The organism is Limnobacter sp. MED105, from assembly GCF_000170915.1.
Lineage (GTDB): Bacteria > Pseudomonadota > Gammaproteobacteria > Burkholderiales > Burkholderiaceae_B > Limnobacter.
On record NZ_ABCT01000003.1, the window covers coordinates 146,421 to 165,584 of the forward strand.

The following is a 19,164-nucleotide window of genomic DNA, read 5'->3' on the forward strand; positions in this document are numbered from 1 at the left end:
AGTTCTTGGCTCAGGCTTTGTAGGGGTGACGCAGCACAATGGTTTCATCACGGTCAGGGCCGGTCGAAATCATGTCAACAGGCACACCGCACACTGCCTCCATGCGCTTCAGGTATGTTTTGGCCTCTTCCGGCAAATCGTCAAACTGTTTCACGCCGAAAGTTGTGCCCTTCCAGCCAGGGAAAATTTCAAAAATCGGCTTGCACCCTTCGACTTTGTCGCTACCAAAAGGAAGAATGTTGGTCTTGGTGCCATCGGCCAATTCATAGCCCACACACATTTGAATGGTTTCCATGCCATCCAGCACGTCTAGCTTGGTGATGCACAGGCCTGATACACCGTTCAACTGAATGGTACGGCGCAAGGCAGCAGCGTCAAACCAGCCACAGCGACGCGGACGACCGGTTACCGAACCAAACTCATTGCCCTTCTTGGCCAGGTACATGCCCTTCTCGCAAAACAATTCAGTCGGGAAAGGACCAGACCCGACGCGCGTTGCGTAGGCCTTGGTAATTCCCAATACATACTGCAAACGCTGTGGACCAACACCTGCGCCAGGCGAGGCCGCACCGGCGATACAGTTGGAACTGGTCACGAAAGGGAAAGTACCGTGGTCGATGTCAAGCAAGGCCCCTTGAGCACCTTCAAATAGCAGGTTTTTGCCTTCGTCATTGGCTTGCTGCAGCAAGGTAGGCACATCGGCCACCATATTCTTGATTCGAGGAGCAAGCGCCATGGCTTTGTCAAATACCACCTGCGCGTCGACAGGCTCAGCACCCAGGTATTGGGTCAAGACAAAGTTGTGGTAATCCAGCACTTCATCCAGTTTGGCGCGGAATTTCTCGGGATGAAACAGATCCTGAACACGAAGGGCACGGCGGGCGGCCTTGTCTTCATAGGCAGGGCCAATGCCACGGCCAGTAGTACCTATTTTTGCATCGCCACGCTTGGCTTCGCGGGCTTTGTCCAACGCAATGTGGTGGTCCAGAATCAATGGGCAGGTTTCGCTGATTTTCAGGCGACTTTCCACTGAAATGCCACCGGCTTGCAGTTCGTCAATTTCACTGAGCAAGGCCTCTGGTGACAAAACCACGCCATTGCCAATGTACACCTGCACATCAGGGCGCAAAATACCAGAGGGAATCAAACGCAAAATCGTTTTCTTGCCACCAATTACCAGTGTGTGGCCCGCATTGTGACCGCCCTGGAAACGAACAACGCCTTGGGCATGGTCAGTCAACCAGTCCACCACCTTGCCCTTGCCTTCGTCACCCCACTGGGTACCAATCACAACCACATTTCGAAAACTCATTTCAATTTCTCCTGATTCATGCCAATCGGCACCACTTTCCACACGGCGTTGGCCTGTACAAGCTGCCGATCACATACAAACTCTTCTTCCTCTTGGGCGGTATTGGGCAGCGACTGAAGCACCACCTCGCCCTGACTGCGCAATTCGCGAATCACAGCCATTAATTCAGTGTCATAAACCCAGGGAGCGCGAATGGCTGTTTTGGGCTTGGAATGCACAGCCTGCAAAGACACCAGTTCGCGCAAATCCACAGAGAAGCCGGTGGCAGGACGGGCTCGGCCATACACGGCACCCACATCGTCATAGCGACCACCACGCAGCACTGCATTGGGACAACCTTCTACGTAAGCTGAAAAAATCAGACCGCTGTGATAATCAAAACTGGCCAGGTCCGCCAAATCGAGAATGAGTGCAGGTATGGCCGACACCGTTTCCTGCAAGCGCGCAATCAAAGTGCGCAACTCATTGAGTACCGCACCCACCTTCGGGTTGCGGGGCAAGGTCTCGGCCGCCCGGTTCAGCACGCAATTGCCGCCACCGACCGAACCATACAAACTCAGCAAAGCCAGTACATTTGCCTTGCAGGCACCAGAAACACCGGCCAGCAGCGTCTCAAGGGCAGGCCGGTCTTTTTGGGCCAAGCTATCGTGCAGACGACGAATGAGACTATCGGTAAGGCCTTCACCATCCACCACTGCGGCTAACAAACCCGCATGCGACAGGGCAAGGCGATAGCCCTTCAGCCCCGACAAGTTCAAGGTGTCAACAGCCAAATTCAATATTTCAAGATCGGCCTCAATGCCACCACAACCGTAAAGTTCAGCACCACATTGCAATGGCTCGCGGGTATTGTGCAAACCCAAAGCCTGCGTGTGAAGCACCGGTCCGCAATAACAAAGGCGGGTTACACCTTTTCGGTTCAAGATGTGAGCATCAATTCGAGCCACTTGGGGTGTTGTGTCTGCACGCAAACCCAACATACGCCCACTCGCCTGGTCCAGCAACTTGAAAGTTTGCAAATTCAGGGAAGCATCGGCATTGCCGAGCAGCGACTCGGTGTACTCCAGCATGGGTGGCATCACCAATTCATAGCCGTATACGCGAAAGCGGTCCAACAGGGACCGTCGCAATTCTTCGATTCGCCGGGCCTCGGAGGGCAATACATCGGCGACAGACTCTGGCAAAAGCCAAGCAGACATGACTATTCCAACTCTTAAACGAGTGTTCTAAAACAAAAAAAGCGTGATACCGATGAGAATCGCCACCAGCCCCACAAATCGTATTTGACCTTCTGTGAGCGAGGCAATCTTGAGAAAGGTCTCTTTCCATTGTTTTGGAAAAAGAAAAGGCATAAAGCCCTCGAGAATGAACACGAGGGCCAAAGCCAGCCAAAAGGTCTCGCTCATATCAATTTTCCCTGAGCCAGACCTTTCAAGCGAAGGTGATTAACCAACGCAAGCGCACGAAAGCCCAAGTTATTGCGTTTTCTGCAAAAACTTGAAGAAATCAGACTGCGGATCAACCACCATCACATCAGACTTGGATGTCAAAGACTTCTTGTAAGCATCCAGACTGCGGTAAAAGGAATAGAACTCGGGATTGCGACCAAAAGCGGCATTATAAATCGAACCGGCCTTTGCATCACCCTCCCCCTTGATAGTTTGTGCTTCTCTGTAGGCTTCAGCCAAAATTACAACCACTTGGCGGTCTGCATCCGCACGAATTTGCTCGGCTTCCGCTGCACCTGTGGCTCGCAAATCGTTGGCTACACGCTTTCGCTCGGCTTCCATGCGACGAAACACAGATTCACTGACTTCAGGTAGCAAATCTACGCGTTTCAAGCGAACGTCCAGAATTTCCACACCAATTTCCGCAGCCTCATCCTTCACCTTTTCAACCACGGTGTTCATCACTGTGGTGCGTTCGCCAGAGACCATTTGAGGCACGGTACGCTTGGTAATTTCTTCGTTCAAGGCAGACTTGACCACCTGAGACATGCGACTTTGAGCCAAGCGGGAATCACCACTCAAGCGAACAAAGTACAAGCGAGGATCGACAATACGCCACTTGATGTAAGAATCGATCAAGAGGTTCTTCTTCTCGGAGGTAATAAAACGCTCAGGTTCAGGTGTGTCGATGGTTTGAATGCGCTTGTCCAGAAAAATAACATTCTGGAAAGGCGCTGGCAGCTTGAAATACAAGCCAGGCTCCTGGCGTACTTCCTCAACCTGACCCAACGCGAACACAATGGCGTATTGGCGCTGATCCACCACATAAAGACAGGTATTGGCCACAAAAAAGCCAATCAACGCAGCCGCTACTACTACAAAAATCTTAGGCATGATTAACGAGCTCCCCGGTCACGATTGCGCATGGCATCGCGAATGCTAGTGTCAAATCCATCATTGGCATTACGTGGTGCAGATGGGCTGGTTTCAGCGGCCTTGGCGGCAGCGGCAGCAGATGTCGCATTGCTTTCAGCGTTTGATGAACCAGTTTTTTCAATCAACTTGTCCAATGGCAAATACAGAAGCTGGCTGTTTCCTTTGGAATCAACAATAACTTTGGTCACGTTGGTATAAATTTCCTGCATCGCATCGATGTACAGGCGATCACGCGTAACTTTTGGCGCTTTCTCATATTCGGTCAAAATTGCCTTGAAGCGAGCTGAATCACCCTCGGACTGGGCAACCACGCGTTCGCGATAACCATTCGCTTCTTCCAGCAAGCGGGCTGCATTGCCTCGGGCACGCGGAATCACATCGTTTGCATACGCCTCACCGTCGTTTTTCAAACGCTCGCGATCCTGGCCTGCTTTCACTGCGTCGTCAAACGCGGCTTGAACCTGTTCGGGAGGTTGAACACCTTGGACCGTGACGCTGGATACCAAAATACCCGTACCGTATTTGTCCAGAATTTCCTGCATCACTTCTGCAGTATTCAAAGCGATTTGCTCTCGGCCTTCGTAGAGCACGAAATCCATCTTGCTGCGACCCACCACCTCACGAATGGCCGTTTCAGCCGCCATTTTTACGGTTTCGTCGGGATCAATGGTGTTGAACAGGTAATCACCCGCGTCTTTCAAACGGTATTGAACCGCGAATTGAATGTCGATGATGTTTTCGTCTTCGGTCAGCATCAGCGCTTCGCGCAGCACCTTGCTTTTCACGTCATTGCGATAACCCACCTCAACAATGCGCACCTGAGAGGAGTTCACCACTTCATGCGACTGGATTGGGTAAGGCAAACGCCATTGGAAACCGGGCATCGAAGTGTGGTGGTACTTACCAAACTGCAAAACCACGCCTTCGCGACCTTCCTGAACAATGTAAAAACCACTGGCCAACCAGACAAGTACCGCAACTACAATCACCGCAGTAAACCCTTTGCCTGCATTTTCCATGCTGGGGCCACCACTGCCGCCTCCCAAGGGGCCACGCGGACCGCCACCATTGCCGCCCTTCTTTCCGAACAGCCGGTTCAGCCTGCTGTTGAAGTCGCGCCACAGTTCATCAAGGTCTGGGGGGCCATCCTGACGGCCACCGGGACGGCGATTGTCTTGATCTTGAGGCTTTGCGGGTTCATCGTTGTTTTGATTACCCGATGAATTTCTGCCCCAATCCGGATCATTCATTGACATGCTTGTTCCTACTGCTGAAAAATTAATTGTTGACGTTCAGGCCCACTGCAATTCATCTGACTGCGTGTCTGCACCCCGACTTTGAGCATAAAAGTTGCCAGCAAGTTCAGTCAGACATTCACGCAATTCAGGAATGCCAAGCCCATAGCGCGCACTCACCGCCACGGACAAAATCTTACCATCGCCGTTGCGCTCGACTTCCACGGAACGCTCGCAGGCGTCTATTTTGTTCCAGATGATCACTTGTGGAACATCTCCCGCTTCAATCTCAAGCAACACTTTGTTGACCTCGTCGATTTGACTATGCCGAACAGGCGAACTCACATCAACGACATGCAACAAGACATCTGCGTGTACGGCACTTTCCAGGGTTGCTTTGAAAGCATCTACCAGGGAATGAGACAAATCGCGAATAAACCCAACGGTGTCCGACAAGGCCATATCTACCTTGGGTGCAAGCCAAACGCGGCGCGTGGTCGTGTCCAGAGTGGCAAAAAGCTGGTCTGCGGCGTACGCCTTGTCGCTTGCTATGGCATTGAACAAAGTGCTTTTACCCGCGTTGGTGTACCCCACAATAGCGACCGTAAACTGCCCTCGCCGTTCACGTTGCCTGCGCTGGGTTTGACGCTGTTTCTGGAGCTTCTCGAGCCTGGTTTTCAGCTGCTTGACCTTCACACCAATCAAGCGGCGATCTGTTTCCAGCTGGGTTTCACCAGGACCACGCATGCCAATACCGCCCTGCTGTCCATACAAATTCGCGTTTCCGCGCACCAACCGGGAGGCCATGTACTGAAGCTGGGCGAGTTCAACTTGCAACTTGCCCTCAAAACTGCGCGCGCGAATGGCAAAAATGTCTAGAATCAGACCCGTGCGATCGATTACACGACGCCCGAGCGCATGTTCAAGATTTCGCTGTTGAGCGGGGCTCAGGCTGTGGTTAAAGATGACAAGCTCGACTTCTTCGGCTTCGCAATGTGCGAGTATTTCCTGCACCTTGCCAGAGCCAATGAAAGTGGCTGAGTCGGGAGAACGCCGTTTGGACACGAAAACGCCAATCACCTCTGCACCAGCAGAGGTGGCCAGAAGAGCCAGCTCATCGACACTTTCGCGGAACTCGTGTTGACCTAGGTCAAGTGCAACCAGGGAACTACGCGTCATTTCAAACCGCGGAAAAATTTGAAAGTGAAGATAAGGTTACTCCTTCACCTCGGGGGTGAATGTAACTGAACGGCCAGGCACAACAGTCGAAATTGCGTGCTTGTAAACCATTTGGGTTACGGTATTACGCAGCAGAACCACGTATTGATCAAAAGACTCGATTTGGCCCTGAAGCTTGATGCCGTTGACCAGGTAAATGGACACGGGTACATGCTCTTTGCGCAGCAAATTGAGGAAGGGGTCTTGTAGTAGTTGCCCTTTGTTACTCATAACAGCTCCAGACTGTGTTGATATTATTAAATGTCAGAGCTTTTGGCTCGTCACGCTTAGTTTACAGAAAGCGCCTATGGGTGCCAAACGTAAGCCCTTCTTTTGTTGATATGGACACTCTTTTTTCACAAAAAGTTCAAATCAAACGCCAAAGAGTGATTCCCGTTGACATCACCCACCTAGCAGGGGGCTAACTCAAGCCATTGAGACAAGCGTGGGCGCCGGATAAACTCCTCCTGAAACTCAGTTAGTTTCGCTGTGGACTGGGGCAATCTGGCAGCCCATTCTGAGGTTAGTGAGGGGTCGTACCAAAGCGCTTTTGCAACCACTTCAGCGCTGATATTGGCGGGGTCGCAGATCAGGGCAAAGCGATCATCGCCCCGCACAATTGCCAAAAGACCTATCACGCCATGGTCAATCAACAAACTCAAGATCTCGTCCAGTTGGTCGGGCGGCACCTTGGCAAACACCCGCAACTCTTCCATGGTCATGCCAGGCTTTTCCTGTTGCCGCGATTTTTCCAGTTCAACCAATACGCTCAAACCTTGCAGCCAGCGTTCACCAGGACGGTTGCTGGGGTTCCAGTAACCAGTGCGGGCCACCGGCAAAGCAGCAACGGTGCTGGCCCCCAAGAGTACAATGATCCAGCTGACGTAAATCCAGAGCAAAAAGATTGGAAACGCCGCCAAAGCACCATACAAAGCCGTGTAACTCGGAAAATGCGTGATGTAAGCGGCAAATGCCCGCTTTGAAATTTCGAACAAAACTGCGGCCAGCACGCCACCCACCAGCGCATCTTTCCAATGCACTGCCCTGTTGGGCACAATCCGATAGATGAAAGCAAAGGCAAGTACTGTCAAAGTCAGAGGTATAAGGTTGAGGGCAGGAAACATGCCCCCCAGCACAGGGTTCACACCCGCCATGGTTTCACCGATCAGTGCAGTGGACACGCTGATGCTCAGCCCGATCAACACAGGAGCCAATGACAGGACAGCCCAGTACAACACAACCTTGTTCATGGTCGAGCGTTGACGCTTGACGTTCCAGATCTGATTAAACACCCGATCAACAGTGAACATGGTGGTTAAAGCAGTGATCACCAAGAACACAATGCCAATCGCAGTCAGCCCCTTCGCTTTGTCAGAAAACTGTGTGACATAGGTCAAAATGGTTTCAGACAAGGTTTCCGGAAAAAAACTGTCGATCAAATAGCCCTGCAAAGAAGACTGCAAACGATCGAACATCGGGAATGCCGTGAATATGGCCAACACGACAGTGGCCAAAGGCACCAAGGAAAGCACGGTGGTGAAAGTAAGGCTGGCTGCCACCTGCGGCAAACGCTGCTCGCTGATGCGCTGACTGACCAAGCGTGTAAATGCGATCCACCATCGCAAATTCAACGGAGACAGCTCAACATCGGCCACACTGAACGCACGGCGGGCACCACGCATGAAACGTGCACGTCGTGTCTGGTTTTCTTCGACAGATTTGCCGATGGCTTTGAAACTCTTGGTCTCAGTTGTTTCGGAGGGTGCGGCTGAACTCATGCGCTTCGATACAATAGGGGTTCCAACAGCCCCCATGATAACCCCTAAGCATGATTGAAGTATTGGTCTTGTATTACAGCCGCCATGGCGCAACCGCGCAGTTGGCCCGTGAAATTGCGCAGGGCATTGACTCGGTAAAGGGAGTTTCGGCCAGAATTCGAACTGTACCCGCAGTGTCTGCAAACACGGAAGCAACCGAACCTGATATCCCCGAACAGGGCCCGCCTTACGCCGAGCCAGCTGACTTGAAAGAATGTGCCGGCCTTGCCATGGGCTCGCCCACACGGTTTGGCAACATGGCTGCGCCCATGAAGTATTTTCTGGACGGCACCGTTGGCACTTGGTTGGCTGGCGATTTGATCAACAAACCCTTTTGCGTTTTTACCAGCACGGGTAGCCTGCATGGTGGCCAGGAAACCACACTGACCAGCATGGCATTGCCATTGATTCACCATGGCATGCTTTGGCTGGGTATTCCCTATTCCGAGCAGGCACTGAATGACACACACACGGGTGGCACGCCCTATGGTGTAACCCATTGGGCAGGTGGACAGGGCCAGCACCCTGTCTCCGAACATGAAAAAACGTTGGCCAGAGCACAAGGTGCTCGCCTTGCGAAAGCCGCATTGGCCCTACAACACATGGACAAATCTTGATGAGCAGCACCCCTGAAATTGATTCGACCCGCAAAAAAGCATACTGGGCAACGGTAATCAGCCTGTTGGCATTAATCGCCCTGTGTGTAGCCTGGGAGCTTTTTATTGCGCCGATTCGCCCCGGTGGCAGCTGGCTGGTGCTGAAGGTGTTGCCCTTGCTGCTGGTGGTACCGGGTATTTTCAAACAACGCGTACGAACCTACCAGGCCACATCACTGTTGGTGTGGCTATACTTTGCGGAAGGTGCCACACGCGCCAGTTCCGATCCGGCACTGGCCTCGCAGTTGATGGCCGGGCTGGAGGTGCTTTTGACCATTGCGCTGTTTGCCAGTGTCAGCGTATTTGCCCGCACCTACAAAGTACCCAAAACCAAGGTTGCTTGAACGCATGAATGAATTTCTTAAACAATTGCGCAAACAGGCACCTGGGCTGCTGATTAACACCGATGCAGCCTACATTGCCCGAGCGTGCACCGACTGGCGTAAACGCTACTGCACCACTGCGCTCGCTGTTCTGGAACCCATGAGTACCCGGCAGGTGCAGGCGATTGTAAAAATATGCGATGCGTTCAATGTGGCGATTTCAACTCAAGGTGGTAACACCGGATTGGTGGGCGGGGCAGTGCCAGCGGCCGACAGTGATCCGGTAAAACTAGCCCACGTGGTTCTTAAAACCGGGCGCATTCGTGAAGTATTGAAACTTGACGAAAGCAACCTGACCCTGACTGCCAGTGCTGGTTATACGCTGTACGAGATTCAGGAGTACGCACAGGCACACGGCTTTTTGTTTCCCCTCAGCCTGGCTTCGGAAGGCACCTGCACTTTGGGCGGCAACCTGGCGAGCAACGCAGGCGGCGTGGCCGTACTGCGCTATGGCAACACCCGTGAATTGTGCCTTGGACTTGAGTATGTGAACGCGCAAGGCGAGTTGTGTGGTGACTTGCGTGGACTTCGCAAAAATAACACTGGATATGACTTGCGCCATTTACTGATCGGCTCAGAAGGCACACTGGGTATTGTAACCACCGCCTGCATGAAGGTGTACCCTGCCCCGAAAAGCCGCTGCGTGGCCTGGCTGAATGTTGACAACATTCAAACCGCGGTGGATGCCTTGGGCTTTGTACAAGGCCACTTGTTCGGTGAACTCAGCAGCTACGAATGGATGAACGCCAATGCTATTGATGTGGTTCAAACCCATTTTCCTGCCCGCGCGCCTACCTGCCCTGGTGCTGTTGACCATGTGCTCGCTGAATTCACCTCATTGGGTTCCGAAACCACCTTGCGCGAACAAGTCACCAAAACACTCGAGGCGCTGTTGGAAGAGCTTCCCGGGGTACGCAACATCGCCATGGCTCAAAATGGACGGGAAATTGAAGCGTTTTGGGCATTGCGAGAAAACATTTCCGAAGCGCAGGCCAAAGAGGGTTTGAACGTGAAACACGATGTAGCCTGCGCTGTCTCGCAGCTACCCACATTTCACGACATGGCCCTGAATGACATTGCTGAGCACGGCGTGGATGTTCGGCCGGTGTTGTTTGGTCATTTGGGCGATGGCAACCTGCACTTCAATTTGTCGGCGCCCAAAGGCAGCGATGCCGCTGAATTTCTGAAGCAACACCAAACTTTGCTGAACAATTTGGTACACGATGCAATTCTTCGCTGCGGCGGTACCGTATCGGCTGAACATGGCATTGGACAGTTGAAAGCCGAACTACTGCGAGATATTACGAGTGCCAGCAACTATGCTGCATTCAAGGCCATCAAACAGGCCATGGATCCTAAAAACCTCCTGAACCCTGGCAAGCTGGTGTTGATATGAGCCCGGCAGCGGTTGCGGTTTATTGACGACCTATTAAGAGATTGCAGCCATCTCGTCAGGGTTACCTGATTTCTCACTGCCGAGTTGACTTAACCATCATCGCCAGCGCATCTTCAACCACCTGCCAGTTGTTGGCCTTCAGCCGGGTTGAATCCGACAACACTTGGCGGTAAAGCCTTCCACCGGGCTGTCCGTGAAACAGACCCAACCACGATTTTGTGATGCTTCGAATACTCTCTCCCCGGCTCAACTCCTGTTCAGCATAGGCCCGCAATTCATCGATTACGTCCAAACGGGTTTTCTGCGTAGTTGGCTTACCAATCACTTCATCAAAGCCGGCCAATAGCCACGGATTGGAATAGGCCTCTCGACCAATCATGCAGCCATCTGCCCACTGAAGGTGACTTTCAATTGCTTCCAGGGTGGTAATCCCCCCATTCAAAATGATTTGAAGGTGCGGAAAATGTTGCTTCAGACGTTTGACCACCTCGTAACGCAAAGGAGGAATATCACGATTTTCCTTGGGTGACAGACCTTTCAGCACTGCGTTGCGCGCATGCACAATGAAGGTGTTACAACCCGCCTCACTGACCTTGCCTACAAAGTCAAAAAGCATGGTTTCGCTTTCATCGTAATCAAGCCCGATCCGATGCTTCACAGTCACATCAATCGAGCAGGCGTCCCGCATGGCCTTCACGCAATCGGCCACCAAACCGGGCTCAGCCATCAGGCAGGCACCAAACGCACCTTTCTGAACCCGCTCGGAAGGGCAACCCACATTCATGTTCAATTCATCGTAACCCGCCTGCTCAATCCACTTGGCGCAACGTGCCATGTGCTCGGGGTCGCTGCCACCGAGCTGAAAAGCAACTGGGTGTTCTTCGTCATTGAATGCCAAAAAACGATTGCGATCGCCGTACACCAGCGCACCTGTAGTGATCATTTCGGTGTAAAGCCAGGTGTGCTGACTGATCGCACGGTGAAACCGGCGGCAATGCCGATCGGTCCAGTCGATCATTGGAGCAACAGATAAAGTTCTTGGTTTGAATGTCATGCTTCGGATTTTACAAACAAAAAGGGCGAGGCCAAAGCCACGCCCCTCTTGAAATCTGGCCTTTCAGCCAAACAAAACTTACGCTGCGTCGCGGCTTGCGCGCTTGCGCTCGTGTTCCTTCAGGAAGCGCTTGCGAATACGAATGTTCTTCGGTGTAATTTCCACCAATTCGTCTTCCGCAATAAATTCAACCGCGTATTCCAGATTCATCTGGATCGGTGGAACCAGGCGAACGGCTTCATCGGTACCTGATGAACGAACGTTGGTCAGCTGCTTGCCCTTGATCGGGTTCACAACCAGGTCGTTGTCACGGCTGTGAATACCGATCACCATGCCTTCGTACAGGGCTTCGCCTGGGGACACAAACATGCGGCCACGGTCTTGCAATTTCCACAAGGCGTAGGCGACTGCATCACCATCGTCTTGAGAAATCAGCACGCCGTTGTGACGCTCGGCCGAGCCGCCTTCGCGCACAGGTGCATATTGATCAAACACGTGGCTGATCAAGCCAGTGCCGCGTGTCAATGTCATGAAGTCGCCCTGGAAACCAATCAAGCCACGCGCTGGAATTTTGTATTCCAGACGAACACGGCCTTTGCCATCGGGAGACATGTCGAGCAAATCACCTTTCCGTCGACCCAGTTCTTCCATCACGCCGCCCTGGTGTGAATCTTCCACATCCACGGTCAACATTTCATAGGGCTCGCACTTCACGCCGTCGATTTCCTTGAACACCACGCGTGGGCGGGAAACAGCCAACTCGTAGCCTTCACGGCGCATGTTTTCCAGCAAAATGGTCAGGTGCAATTCACCACGACCAGAGACTTCAAACACTGTATCGTCATCGGTGTCTTTCACGCGCAAAGCCACGTTGGCCTTCAATTCACGCTGCAAACGGTCACGCAACTGGCGGCTGGTTACAAACTTGCCTTCACGGCCTGCCAATGGGGAGGTGTTCACCATGAAGTTCATGGTCAAGGTTGGCTCGTCAATTGCCGGAATTTCCAGACCTTCCACGCAATCGGGTGCGCAAATTGTGGTACCGATACCGATTTCTTCAATACCATTGATCAGGCAAATATCACCGGCCTGTGCTTCCTCTTCCTGAATACGCTCCAGGCCGCGGAACTTTAGAACCTGGTTGATACGACCGTTGAATGGGGTGCCGTCTGGGCCATTGATGCAGGTGACCTGCTGACCCACGCGCACCGTACCGCGCTTGATGCGGCCAATACCGATCTTGCCAACATAGCTGTTGTAATCCAGAGAGGTAATCTGGAACTGCAGTGGACCATTGGGGTCATCATCACGTACAGGAACGTACTTCAAAATCGCTTCGAACAATGGGCGCATGGTGCCTTCACGTACATCCGGTGTATCGCCTGCATAGCCATTCAAGCCAGATGCATACACAATCGGGAAGTCCAACTGCTCGTCGGTCGCACCCAACTTGTCGAACAAGTCGAAAGTCTGATCAATTACCCACTCAACGCGCGCACCTGGGCGGTCTACTTTGTTCACTACCACGATTGGCTTCAAACCCAAGGCCAAGGCCTTGCGGGTTACAAAGCGTGTTTGGGGCATGGGGCCTTCAACGGCATCAACCAACAACAATACAGAGTCAACCATCGACAACACGCGCTCCACTTCACCACCGAAGTCGGCGTGTCCTGGGGTGTCAACGATGTTGATGTGGGTGCCTTCATATTCAACCGCGCAGTTTTTTGACAGAATCGTGATGCCACGTTCTTTTTCAATGTCGTTGCTGTCCATCACGCGTTCCTCGAGCTTTTCATTCTCGCGGAAGGTGCCGGACTGGCGAAGGAGTTGGTCTACCAGCGTGGTTTTGCCGTGGTCCACGTGGGCGATAATTGCAACGTTACGTAATGCGCGTGTCATAGATTTACCTGAATCAATCTGTCGGGTCGAAGCAAGGCGCCCTTCCCATCCGTTTCTAAAATGCCTGTTCCCATGAATCGGGAATTGCCTTTGAAGGCTGTATTGCTAACTTCGGTGTTCACATCCTGTGCAGGGGCTTCTCCGTACACCCGCACCCGCCCTGGTTTGGCATCGGCCAATTCCAGCGGCAATCGTTGCCCGTGCGAAAACCGCCGCGCAAACTCATTGTTCAATTCGACTTTTCCCAGGCTGCCCAACAGGGCATCAACCGGGAAAAGCACCGCATCCAAAGCGTCAAAGGGGGTTTCCGATTCACCGAGCACTTTAAGTGCTTCAAGGGTGTACGCGCGTTCCACTTTCAAGTCACCGATTGCGGTTCTGCGCAATTCCGTGAGATAGCCCGCTGTGCCTAAGGCCTTGGCGATGTCTTCGCCCAAGGTGCGCACGTAGGTGCCTTTGCTGCAATTTACTTCCAGTTCAATGGTGCAACTGCTTTCACCATGGTTTGTATTGTGCTCGACTTTGATGACATCCAATTGATGGATCAAAAGGGTTCGAGCGGGTCTGTCCAATTCAATGCCTTCGCGAGCATACTCGTACAAAGGCTTGCCGTCTTTCTTTAATGCAGAAAACATCGGCGGTACTTGTTGAATTTCTCCAACAAATTGCTCGCATACCTGTTTTACTTCATCCTCGGTGATGCTTTCAAGGGCGCGGTTGCCGACTTTCGTCAATTCGCCCTCGGCATCGCCAGTGTTGCTTGAAAACCCAAGCCGCACTTTGGTGCGATAGGTTTTGCTGGCATCGATTAAATCAGCAGCAAACTTGGTGGCCTCGCCGAACATCAAAGGCAGCAAACCACTTGCGAGCGGGTCGAGCGTGCCGGTGTGGCCTGTTTTTTCTGCCCTGTACAAACGCTTTACGATTTGCAAGGCTTGATTGGACGAAAAACCAGTCGATTTATCGAACAACAGCACACCCGACAAGGCACGCTTCTGTTTCTTAGTCTCCGCCACCGTCGCCACCACCATCCGAATCCGTGGCACCACCACCCTCGCCTTTCAGCGCCCGGTCGATTATTTGGGCCATTTCAGCCCCACGTTCTACCGATTGGTCGTGTTTGAAGCGCAAGGTAGGCACGGTGTGAATGTGCAGCTTCTTGAAAATCAAATTGCGCAAGTAACCCGAAGAATCATTCAATGCCTCTTCAGTGGTTTCCGCTGAACCAGTCAACACCGAGAAATACACAGTTGCATAGGCGTAATCGGGAGTCAGTTCCACATCTGTGATCGTGACAAAACCAAGCCGTGGGTCTCTCAACTCACGGGGAATCAGCTCAGCCAGGTCTTTCTGGATTTGCTCGGCAACCCGAATGCCTCTGGCTGGTGCTTTTTTCTTGTGACGCATACTTTCCTTTTCAAACCCATGCGGCCATTACAGCTGCGTACGGGCCACTTCCTTCACTTCAAATGCTTCCAGAATGTCGCCAACCTGGATGTCGTCGTAGTTGTGCAGCTGCAAACCGCACTCAAAGTTCTGGCGCACTTCTTTGGCGTCGTCCTTGAATCGTTTCAGCGAAGCCAGCTGGCCCGTCCACACCACTACGTTGTCGCGCAGCAAGCGAACGCCCGCACCACGACGAATTACACCGTCGGTTACCATACAACCCGCGACAGAACCCACCTTGGAGATCTTGTACACTTCGCGGATTTCCACGTTACCGATGATTTCCTCTTTCTTGTCTGGCGTCAGCATGCCGGTCATCGCGGCCTTGATTTCGTCTACAGCGTCATAAATGATGTTGTAGTAGCGAATATCCACGCCGTTGTTCTCGGCGGTTTTACGGGCGCCCTGGTCGGCACGCACGTTAAAGCCGATGATTACCGCCTTGGAGGCCACTGCCAGGTTCACATCAGATTCGCTGATGCCACCCACAGCGGCGTGTACCACCTGCACCTTGACTTCGTCGGTCGACAGTTTTTGCAAGGCATGCGACAAGGCTTCTTGTGAACCCTGTACGTCGGCCTTCAAAATTACGGCCAGGCTCTTGACTTCGCCCTCGGCCATTTGCTCAAACATGTTTTCCAGCTTGGCCGCTTGTTGCTTGGCCAACTTCACATCACGGAACTTGCCTTGACGGAACAAGGCGATTTCGCGGGCTTTGCGTTCGTCTGGCAATACGATCACTTCCTCACCAGCAGCAGGTACATCGCTCAAACCCTGAATTTCCACAGGGATTGAAGGGCCGGCTGAGTCGATTGAACGACCGTTTTCATCAACCATGGCGCGAACGCGACCAAACGCTGAACCAGCCAAAACCACGTCTCCTTTTTTCAAGGTGCCGCTTTGAACCAGCACGGTGGCCACTGGGCCACGGCCTTTGTCGAGGCGGGATTCAACCACGAGACCTTTGGCGGGTGCTTCAACCTGCGCTTTCAATTCCATCACTTCAGCTTGCAACAACACTTGCTCGAGCAAGTCGTCGATGCCCTTACCGGTTTTCGCAGAAACGGGAACCATGGGCGAATCGCCGCCGTATTCTTCAGGAACAACCGAGTGAGAGATAAGCTCTTGCTTCACGCGCTCAGGATTAGAGTCTGGCTTGTCGATTTTGTTGATCGCCACCACCAATGGCACACCTGCCGCTTTGGCATGGTGAATCGCTTCAATGGTTTGGGGCATCACGCCGTCATCGGCAGAAACAACCAGAATCACGATGTCGGTTGCCTTGGCACCACGGGCACGCATGGCGGTAAACGCCTCGTGGCCGGGAGTGTCCAGGAAGGTGATCATGCCGCGCTCTGTTTCCACGTGGTAAGCACCAATGTGTTGGGTAATACCGCCTGCTTCACCAGAGGCCACTTTTGCACTGCGAATGTAATCAAGCAGCGATGTTTTACCGTGGTCAACGTGACCCATGACGGTAACGACCGGTGCACGGGGCACGGAAGGTGCCTCAGAGTGCGCCACGCCGGCTTCTTCGATCATCGCTTCGGGATCATCAAGCTTGGCCGCAATCGCTCTGTGACCCAATTCCTCGGTTACGATCATGGCGGTGTCTTGATCAAGCACCTGGTTGATGGTGACCATTTGGCCCATCTTCATCAAACACTTGATTACTTCAGCAGCCTTCACGGACATTTTGTGCGCCAGGTCGGCCACTGTAATGGTTTCTGGAACGTGAACGTCACGAACCACCGGCTCAGTGGGCTGGTTGAAGTTACTTTGTTCCTGGCTGTGGCGGTTGTTCTTGCCTTTGGGGCCTTTCCATCCACCCGCGCCTGTACGGCCAACACCGGTTTCACCGCGTGTTTTCAAACCACCACGGCGACGGCCGGGTTCTTCTTTCGCACCGGGTGCACGAACGCCTTTGCGGCCACGTTCTGCTGCGGCATCGTCATCGCTCGCAACGATCAAAGCTTTCTCGGGCTTTTTGATGGTTGCCGCAGGCTTGGGCGGCTCAACTGGCTCCTCAGCCTTCATGACCTTGGCTGGCTGGGACATCATGCGGTTGATGGCCGCAACTTCAGCTTCTGCTGCCTTGCGCGCGCGCTCCTGATTGGCGCTGGCTTTTGCAGCATCTTCAGCCGCTTTTTTAGCCTTTTGCTCGGCTTTCAGGGCATCGGCTGCGCGCTGTTCGCGGGCCTTGGCTTCTTCGGCACGCGCTGCTTGCGCTGCTTCATCCTTGGCATCGGTTTCTTCGTCTGCCTTGGCGGGTTTGGCACTCTCGGCCTTGGCTTGTTCCACGGCTTCGTGAGCAAGACGCTCTTCTTCGGCGCGCTGACGGGCTTCTTCCTGAAGCTTCAGTTCACGCTCACGTTCTTGCTCGAGCTTGGCTTGTTTTTCTTTCAGTTCCGCTTCCTGGCGAGCCTTCAACTCGGCCTGGCGCTGCGCTTCAGCGTCGCGACGGGCTTGTTCTGCGGGGTCAAGCTGAGCTTCCATCACTGGCTCACTTTCACCGGCCTTTTCGGCACGCTGAACAAACACGCGCTTTTTACGCACTTCAACCTGCACTGTGCGTGCACGGCCGCCTGGGCCTGCCTGCTTGATTTCACTGGTCTGCTTGCGGGTAAGGGTAATTTTCTTCTGACCGCTTTCAGATCCGTGCGCCTTTCTCAGGCTTTCCAAAAGCTTTCCCTTGTCCGCTTCAGTAACTGCATCTGCCTCAGAAGTTTTGCTCACGCCAGCAGACTTCAACTGCTCCAAAAGAACATCGGCGGGCATTTTCAACTCTGCTGCAAACTGTGCGACTGTGGTACTGGTCATCTACTATTCCTTCAAATTCCCTTACTGACCGGGCCGAGTGGCCCGATTCGACTCTACTCAATGCGGTTTGTATTATTCAAACCAGTGTGCTCGCGCTTTCATAATGATGTCGCGGGCACGGTCTTCTTCAATTCCTGCAATCTCAACCAATTCATCAACTGCCAATTCAGCGAGGCCTTCACGGTCAGAAATTTCAGCGGCTGCCAATTTGCCAACCAGGTCGGCATCTACACCTTCGATGGACATCAGGTCGCCTGCACCTTCAACCATTTCTTCACGGGCAATTGCCTCGGTCAGCAATGCATTGCGGGCACGGGTTCTGAGTTCTTCAACCGTGTCGGCATCAAAAGCTTCAATTTCCTGCATTTCAGCAATTGGCACATAGGCGACTTTTTGGAGTCCGGAAAAGCCTTCTTCGATCAGAATGTTGGCCACTTTTTCGTCCACATCCAGCTTGCTGGTGAACAATTCGCGCAGCTTGCCTATTTCTTCCTCGGAACGCTTGGCCGATTCTTCGGGTGTCATGATATTGATTTGCCAACCAGTGAGGTCGGAGGCCAAACGTACGTTTTGACCACTGCGGCCAATGGCTTGAGCCAGTTCGGCTTCGTCCACCACCACTTCCATCACGTGCTGGTCTTCATCAACAACGATGGATTGAACCGTGGCTGGCGACAGGGCGCCGATTACAAATTGGGCCGGGTCTTCAGACCACAAAACGATGTCCACGCGCTCGCCACCCAATTCCTGGGTAACAGCTTGAACGCGGGAACCGCGAACACCCACACAGGTGCCGATTGGATCAATACGGCGGTCATGAGCCAACACAGCGATTTTGGCACGCATGCCGGGATCGCGGGCCGCACCCTTGATTTCCAGGTGACCCTGTTCAATTTCAGGTACTTCCATGGCGAACAAGGCTTTGATGAACTCGGGCGAGGTACGCGACAAAATGACTTGCTGACCACGGGCCATGCGATCAACCTTCCACAGGTAGGCACGTACACGGTCGCCGGGGCGCAGGCTTTCGCGAGGGATCATTTGATCGCGGGGCAAACGGGCTTCAATTCGGCCGCTTTCCACAATCGCGTCGCCACGTTCCATGCGCTTGACCTGACCAATCACGATTTTATCGCCACGGTCCAGGAAGTCTTGCAAAATTTGCTCGCGCTCTGCGTCGCGAACGCGCTGCAAAATAACCTGCTTGGCGGCTTGTGCACCAATTCGGCCAAATTCAACAGGCTCAAGTTCTTCTTCGATGAAGTCACCCATTTCGGCTTCTTCGTCGTGTTTCAACGCCTGGTCGAGAACCATTTGATAGGCGGGATCGTAGAAGTCTTCCTCTGTGACCACTTCCCAGCGGCGGAAAGTGTCGTAGTCGCCCGTGTCGCGGTCGATGGACACGCGGACATCCACTTCTTCATCGAAGCGCTTCTTGGTTGCGGAAGCCAATGCCAATTCGAGCGCACCAAAGACAATGTCTTTGTCCACATTCTTTTCGCGCGCCAACGCATCAACTAATAAAAGCAACTCACGGCTCATTC

Annotated in this window: 17 protein-coding genes; 3 read left to right on the forward strand and 14 right to left on the reverse strand. The window is 53.1% G+C overall.

Translation table 11 applies throughout. The features are described 5' to 3' along the window. Positions 1-10 precede the first annotated feature (10 nt). From LMED105_RS04720 to LMED105_RS04755, 8 genes are all read right to left on the reverse strand, one after another. Positions 11-1,312 carry an adenylosuccinate synthase gene (locus tag LMED105_RS04720; protein WP_040512347.1) on the reverse strand — a complete coding sequence of 434 codons (1,302 nt, stop codon included), beginning with the start codon at positions 1,310-1,312 and terminating at the stop codon, positions 11-13. Continuing rightward, positions 1,309-2,511 (reverse strand): ATP phosphoribosyltransferase regulatory subunit, encoded by a 1,203-nt coding sequence (locus LMED105_RS04725; protein WP_008248711.1) that lies wholly within the window; start codon positions 2,509-2,511, stop codon positions 1,309-1,311. The genes LMED105_RS04720 and LMED105_RS04725 overlap by 4 nt, the downstream gene beginning before the upstream one ends. A gap of 27 nt (positions 2,512-2,538) precedes the next feature. After that, positions 2,539-2,718: a DUF2065 family protein gene (locus tag LMED105_RS04730; protein ID WP_008248713.1), complete on the reverse strand. Its 180-nt coding sequence runs from the start codon at positions 2,716-2,718 to the stop codon at positions 2,539-2,541. A gap of 69 nt (positions 2,719-2,787) precedes the next feature. Then, positions 2,788-3,654 (reverse strand): protease modulator HflC, encoded by an 867-nt coding sequence (hflC, locus tag LMED105_RS04735; RefSeq protein WP_040512348.1) that lies wholly within the window; start codon positions 3,652-3,654, stop codon positions 2,788-2,790. A 2-nt stretch (positions 3,655-3,656) separates the two neighbouring features. Beyond that, positions 3,657-4,952, reverse strand: coding sequence for an FtsH protease activity modulator HflK (hflK, locus tag LMED105_RS04740; RefSeq protein ID WP_008248717.1), 1,296 nt, complete (start codon positions 4,950-4,952; stop codon positions 3,657-3,659). Between the two features lie 36 nt (positions 4,953-4,988). After that, positions 4,989-6,110 (reverse strand): GTPase HflX, encoded by a 1,122-nt coding sequence (gene hflX, locus LMED105_RS04745; protein ID WP_008248718.1) that lies wholly within the window; start codon positions 6,108-6,110, stop codon positions 4,989-4,991. A 36-nt stretch (positions 6,111-6,146) separates the two neighbouring features. Further along, positions 6,147-6,380 (reverse strand): RNA chaperone Hfq, encoded by a 234-nt coding sequence (hfq, locus tag LMED105_RS04750; RefSeq protein WP_008248719.1) that lies wholly within the window; start codon positions 6,378-6,380, stop codon positions 6,147-6,149. Between the two features lie 179 nt (positions 6,381-6,559). Further along, positions 6,560-7,927: a YihY family inner membrane protein gene (locus LMED105_RS04755; RefSeq protein WP_008248720.1), complete on the reverse strand. Its 1,368-nt coding sequence runs from the start codon at positions 7,925-7,927 to the stop codon at positions 6,560-6,562. Positions 7,928-7,977: 50 nt separating this feature from the next. On the opposite strand from LMED105_RS04755, the gene wrbA reads away from it, so the two are divergent. From wrbA to LMED105_RS04770, 3 genes are read left to right on the forward strand one after another with little or no spacing between them, the layout of a single operon-like run. Further along, positions 7,978-8,583, forward strand: a complete 606-nt coding sequence (gene wrbA / locus LMED105_RS04760) for an NAD(P)H:quinone oxidoreductase (protein WP_008248721.1) — start codon at positions 7,978-7,980, stop codon at positions 8,581-8,583. Then, on the forward strand, positions 8,583-8,966 hold the full coding sequence (locus LMED105_RS04765; protein ID WP_008248722.1) for a DUF2069 domain-containing protein: 384 nt from the start codon (positions 8,583-8,585) through the stop codon (positions 8,964-8,966). Before wrbA ends, LMED105_RS04765 begins: the two co-directional genes overlap by 1 nt. 4 nt (positions 8,967-8,970) lie before the next feature. Further along, entirely contained in the window at positions 8,971-10,401 is a 1,431-nt protein-coding gene (locus LMED105_RS04770; RefSeq protein ID WP_050771148.1) for an FAD-binding oxidoreductase, read from the forward strand. Between the two features lie 73 nt (positions 10,402-10,474). Here the strand turns inward: LMED105_RS04770 and dusA are convergent, their stop codons facing one another. The 6 genes from dusA to nusA all read right to left on the reverse strand — a co-directional run bounded on the left by dusA (position 10,475) and on the right by nusA (position 19,162). Then, positions 10,475-11,455, reverse strand: coding sequence for a tRNA dihydrouridine(20/20a) synthase DusA (gene dusA, locus LMED105_RS04775; RefSeq protein ID WP_050771149.1), 981 nt, complete (start codon positions 11,453-11,455; stop codon positions 10,475-10,477). Positions 11,456-11,533: 78 nt separating this feature from the next. Continuing rightward, positions 11,534-13,354: a translational GTPase TypA gene (typA, locus tag LMED105_RS04780; RefSeq protein ID WP_008248725.1), complete on the reverse strand. Its 1,821-nt coding sequence runs from the start codon at positions 13,352-13,354 to the stop codon at positions 11,534-11,536. After that, a complete protein-coding gene (gene truB, locus LMED105_RS04785) occupies positions 13,351-14,385 on the reverse strand; it encodes a tRNA pseudouridine(55) synthase TruB (RefSeq protein ID WP_008248726.1) in 1,035 nt (344 codons plus the stop codon). Before truB ends, typA begins: the two co-directional genes overlap by 4 nt. After that, positions 14,357-14,761: a 30S ribosome-binding factor RbfA gene (rbfA, locus tag LMED105_RS04790; RefSeq protein ID WP_008248727.1), complete on the reverse strand. Its 405-nt coding sequence runs from the start codon at positions 14,759-14,761 to the stop codon at positions 14,357-14,359. The genes truB and rbfA overlap by 29 nt, the downstream gene beginning before the upstream one ends. Before the next feature lie 27 nt (positions 14,762-14,788). Further along, the gene (infB, locus tag LMED105_RS04795) at positions 14,789-17,620 is read right to left on the reverse strand and encodes a translation initiation factor IF-2 (protein ID WP_008248728.1); all 2,832 of its coding nucleotides are present in this window, start codon (positions 17,618-17,620) and stop codon (positions 14,789-14,791) included. Between the two features lie 72 nt (positions 17,621-17,692). Next, positions 17,693-19,162 carry a transcription termination factor NusA gene (gene nusA, locus LMED105_RS04800; RefSeq protein ID WP_008248729.1) on the reverse strand — a complete coding sequence of 490 codons (1,470 nt, stop codon included), beginning with the start codon at positions 19,160-19,162 and terminating at the stop codon, positions 17,693-17,695. Between the last annotated feature and the right edge of the window lie 2 nt (positions 19,163-19,164).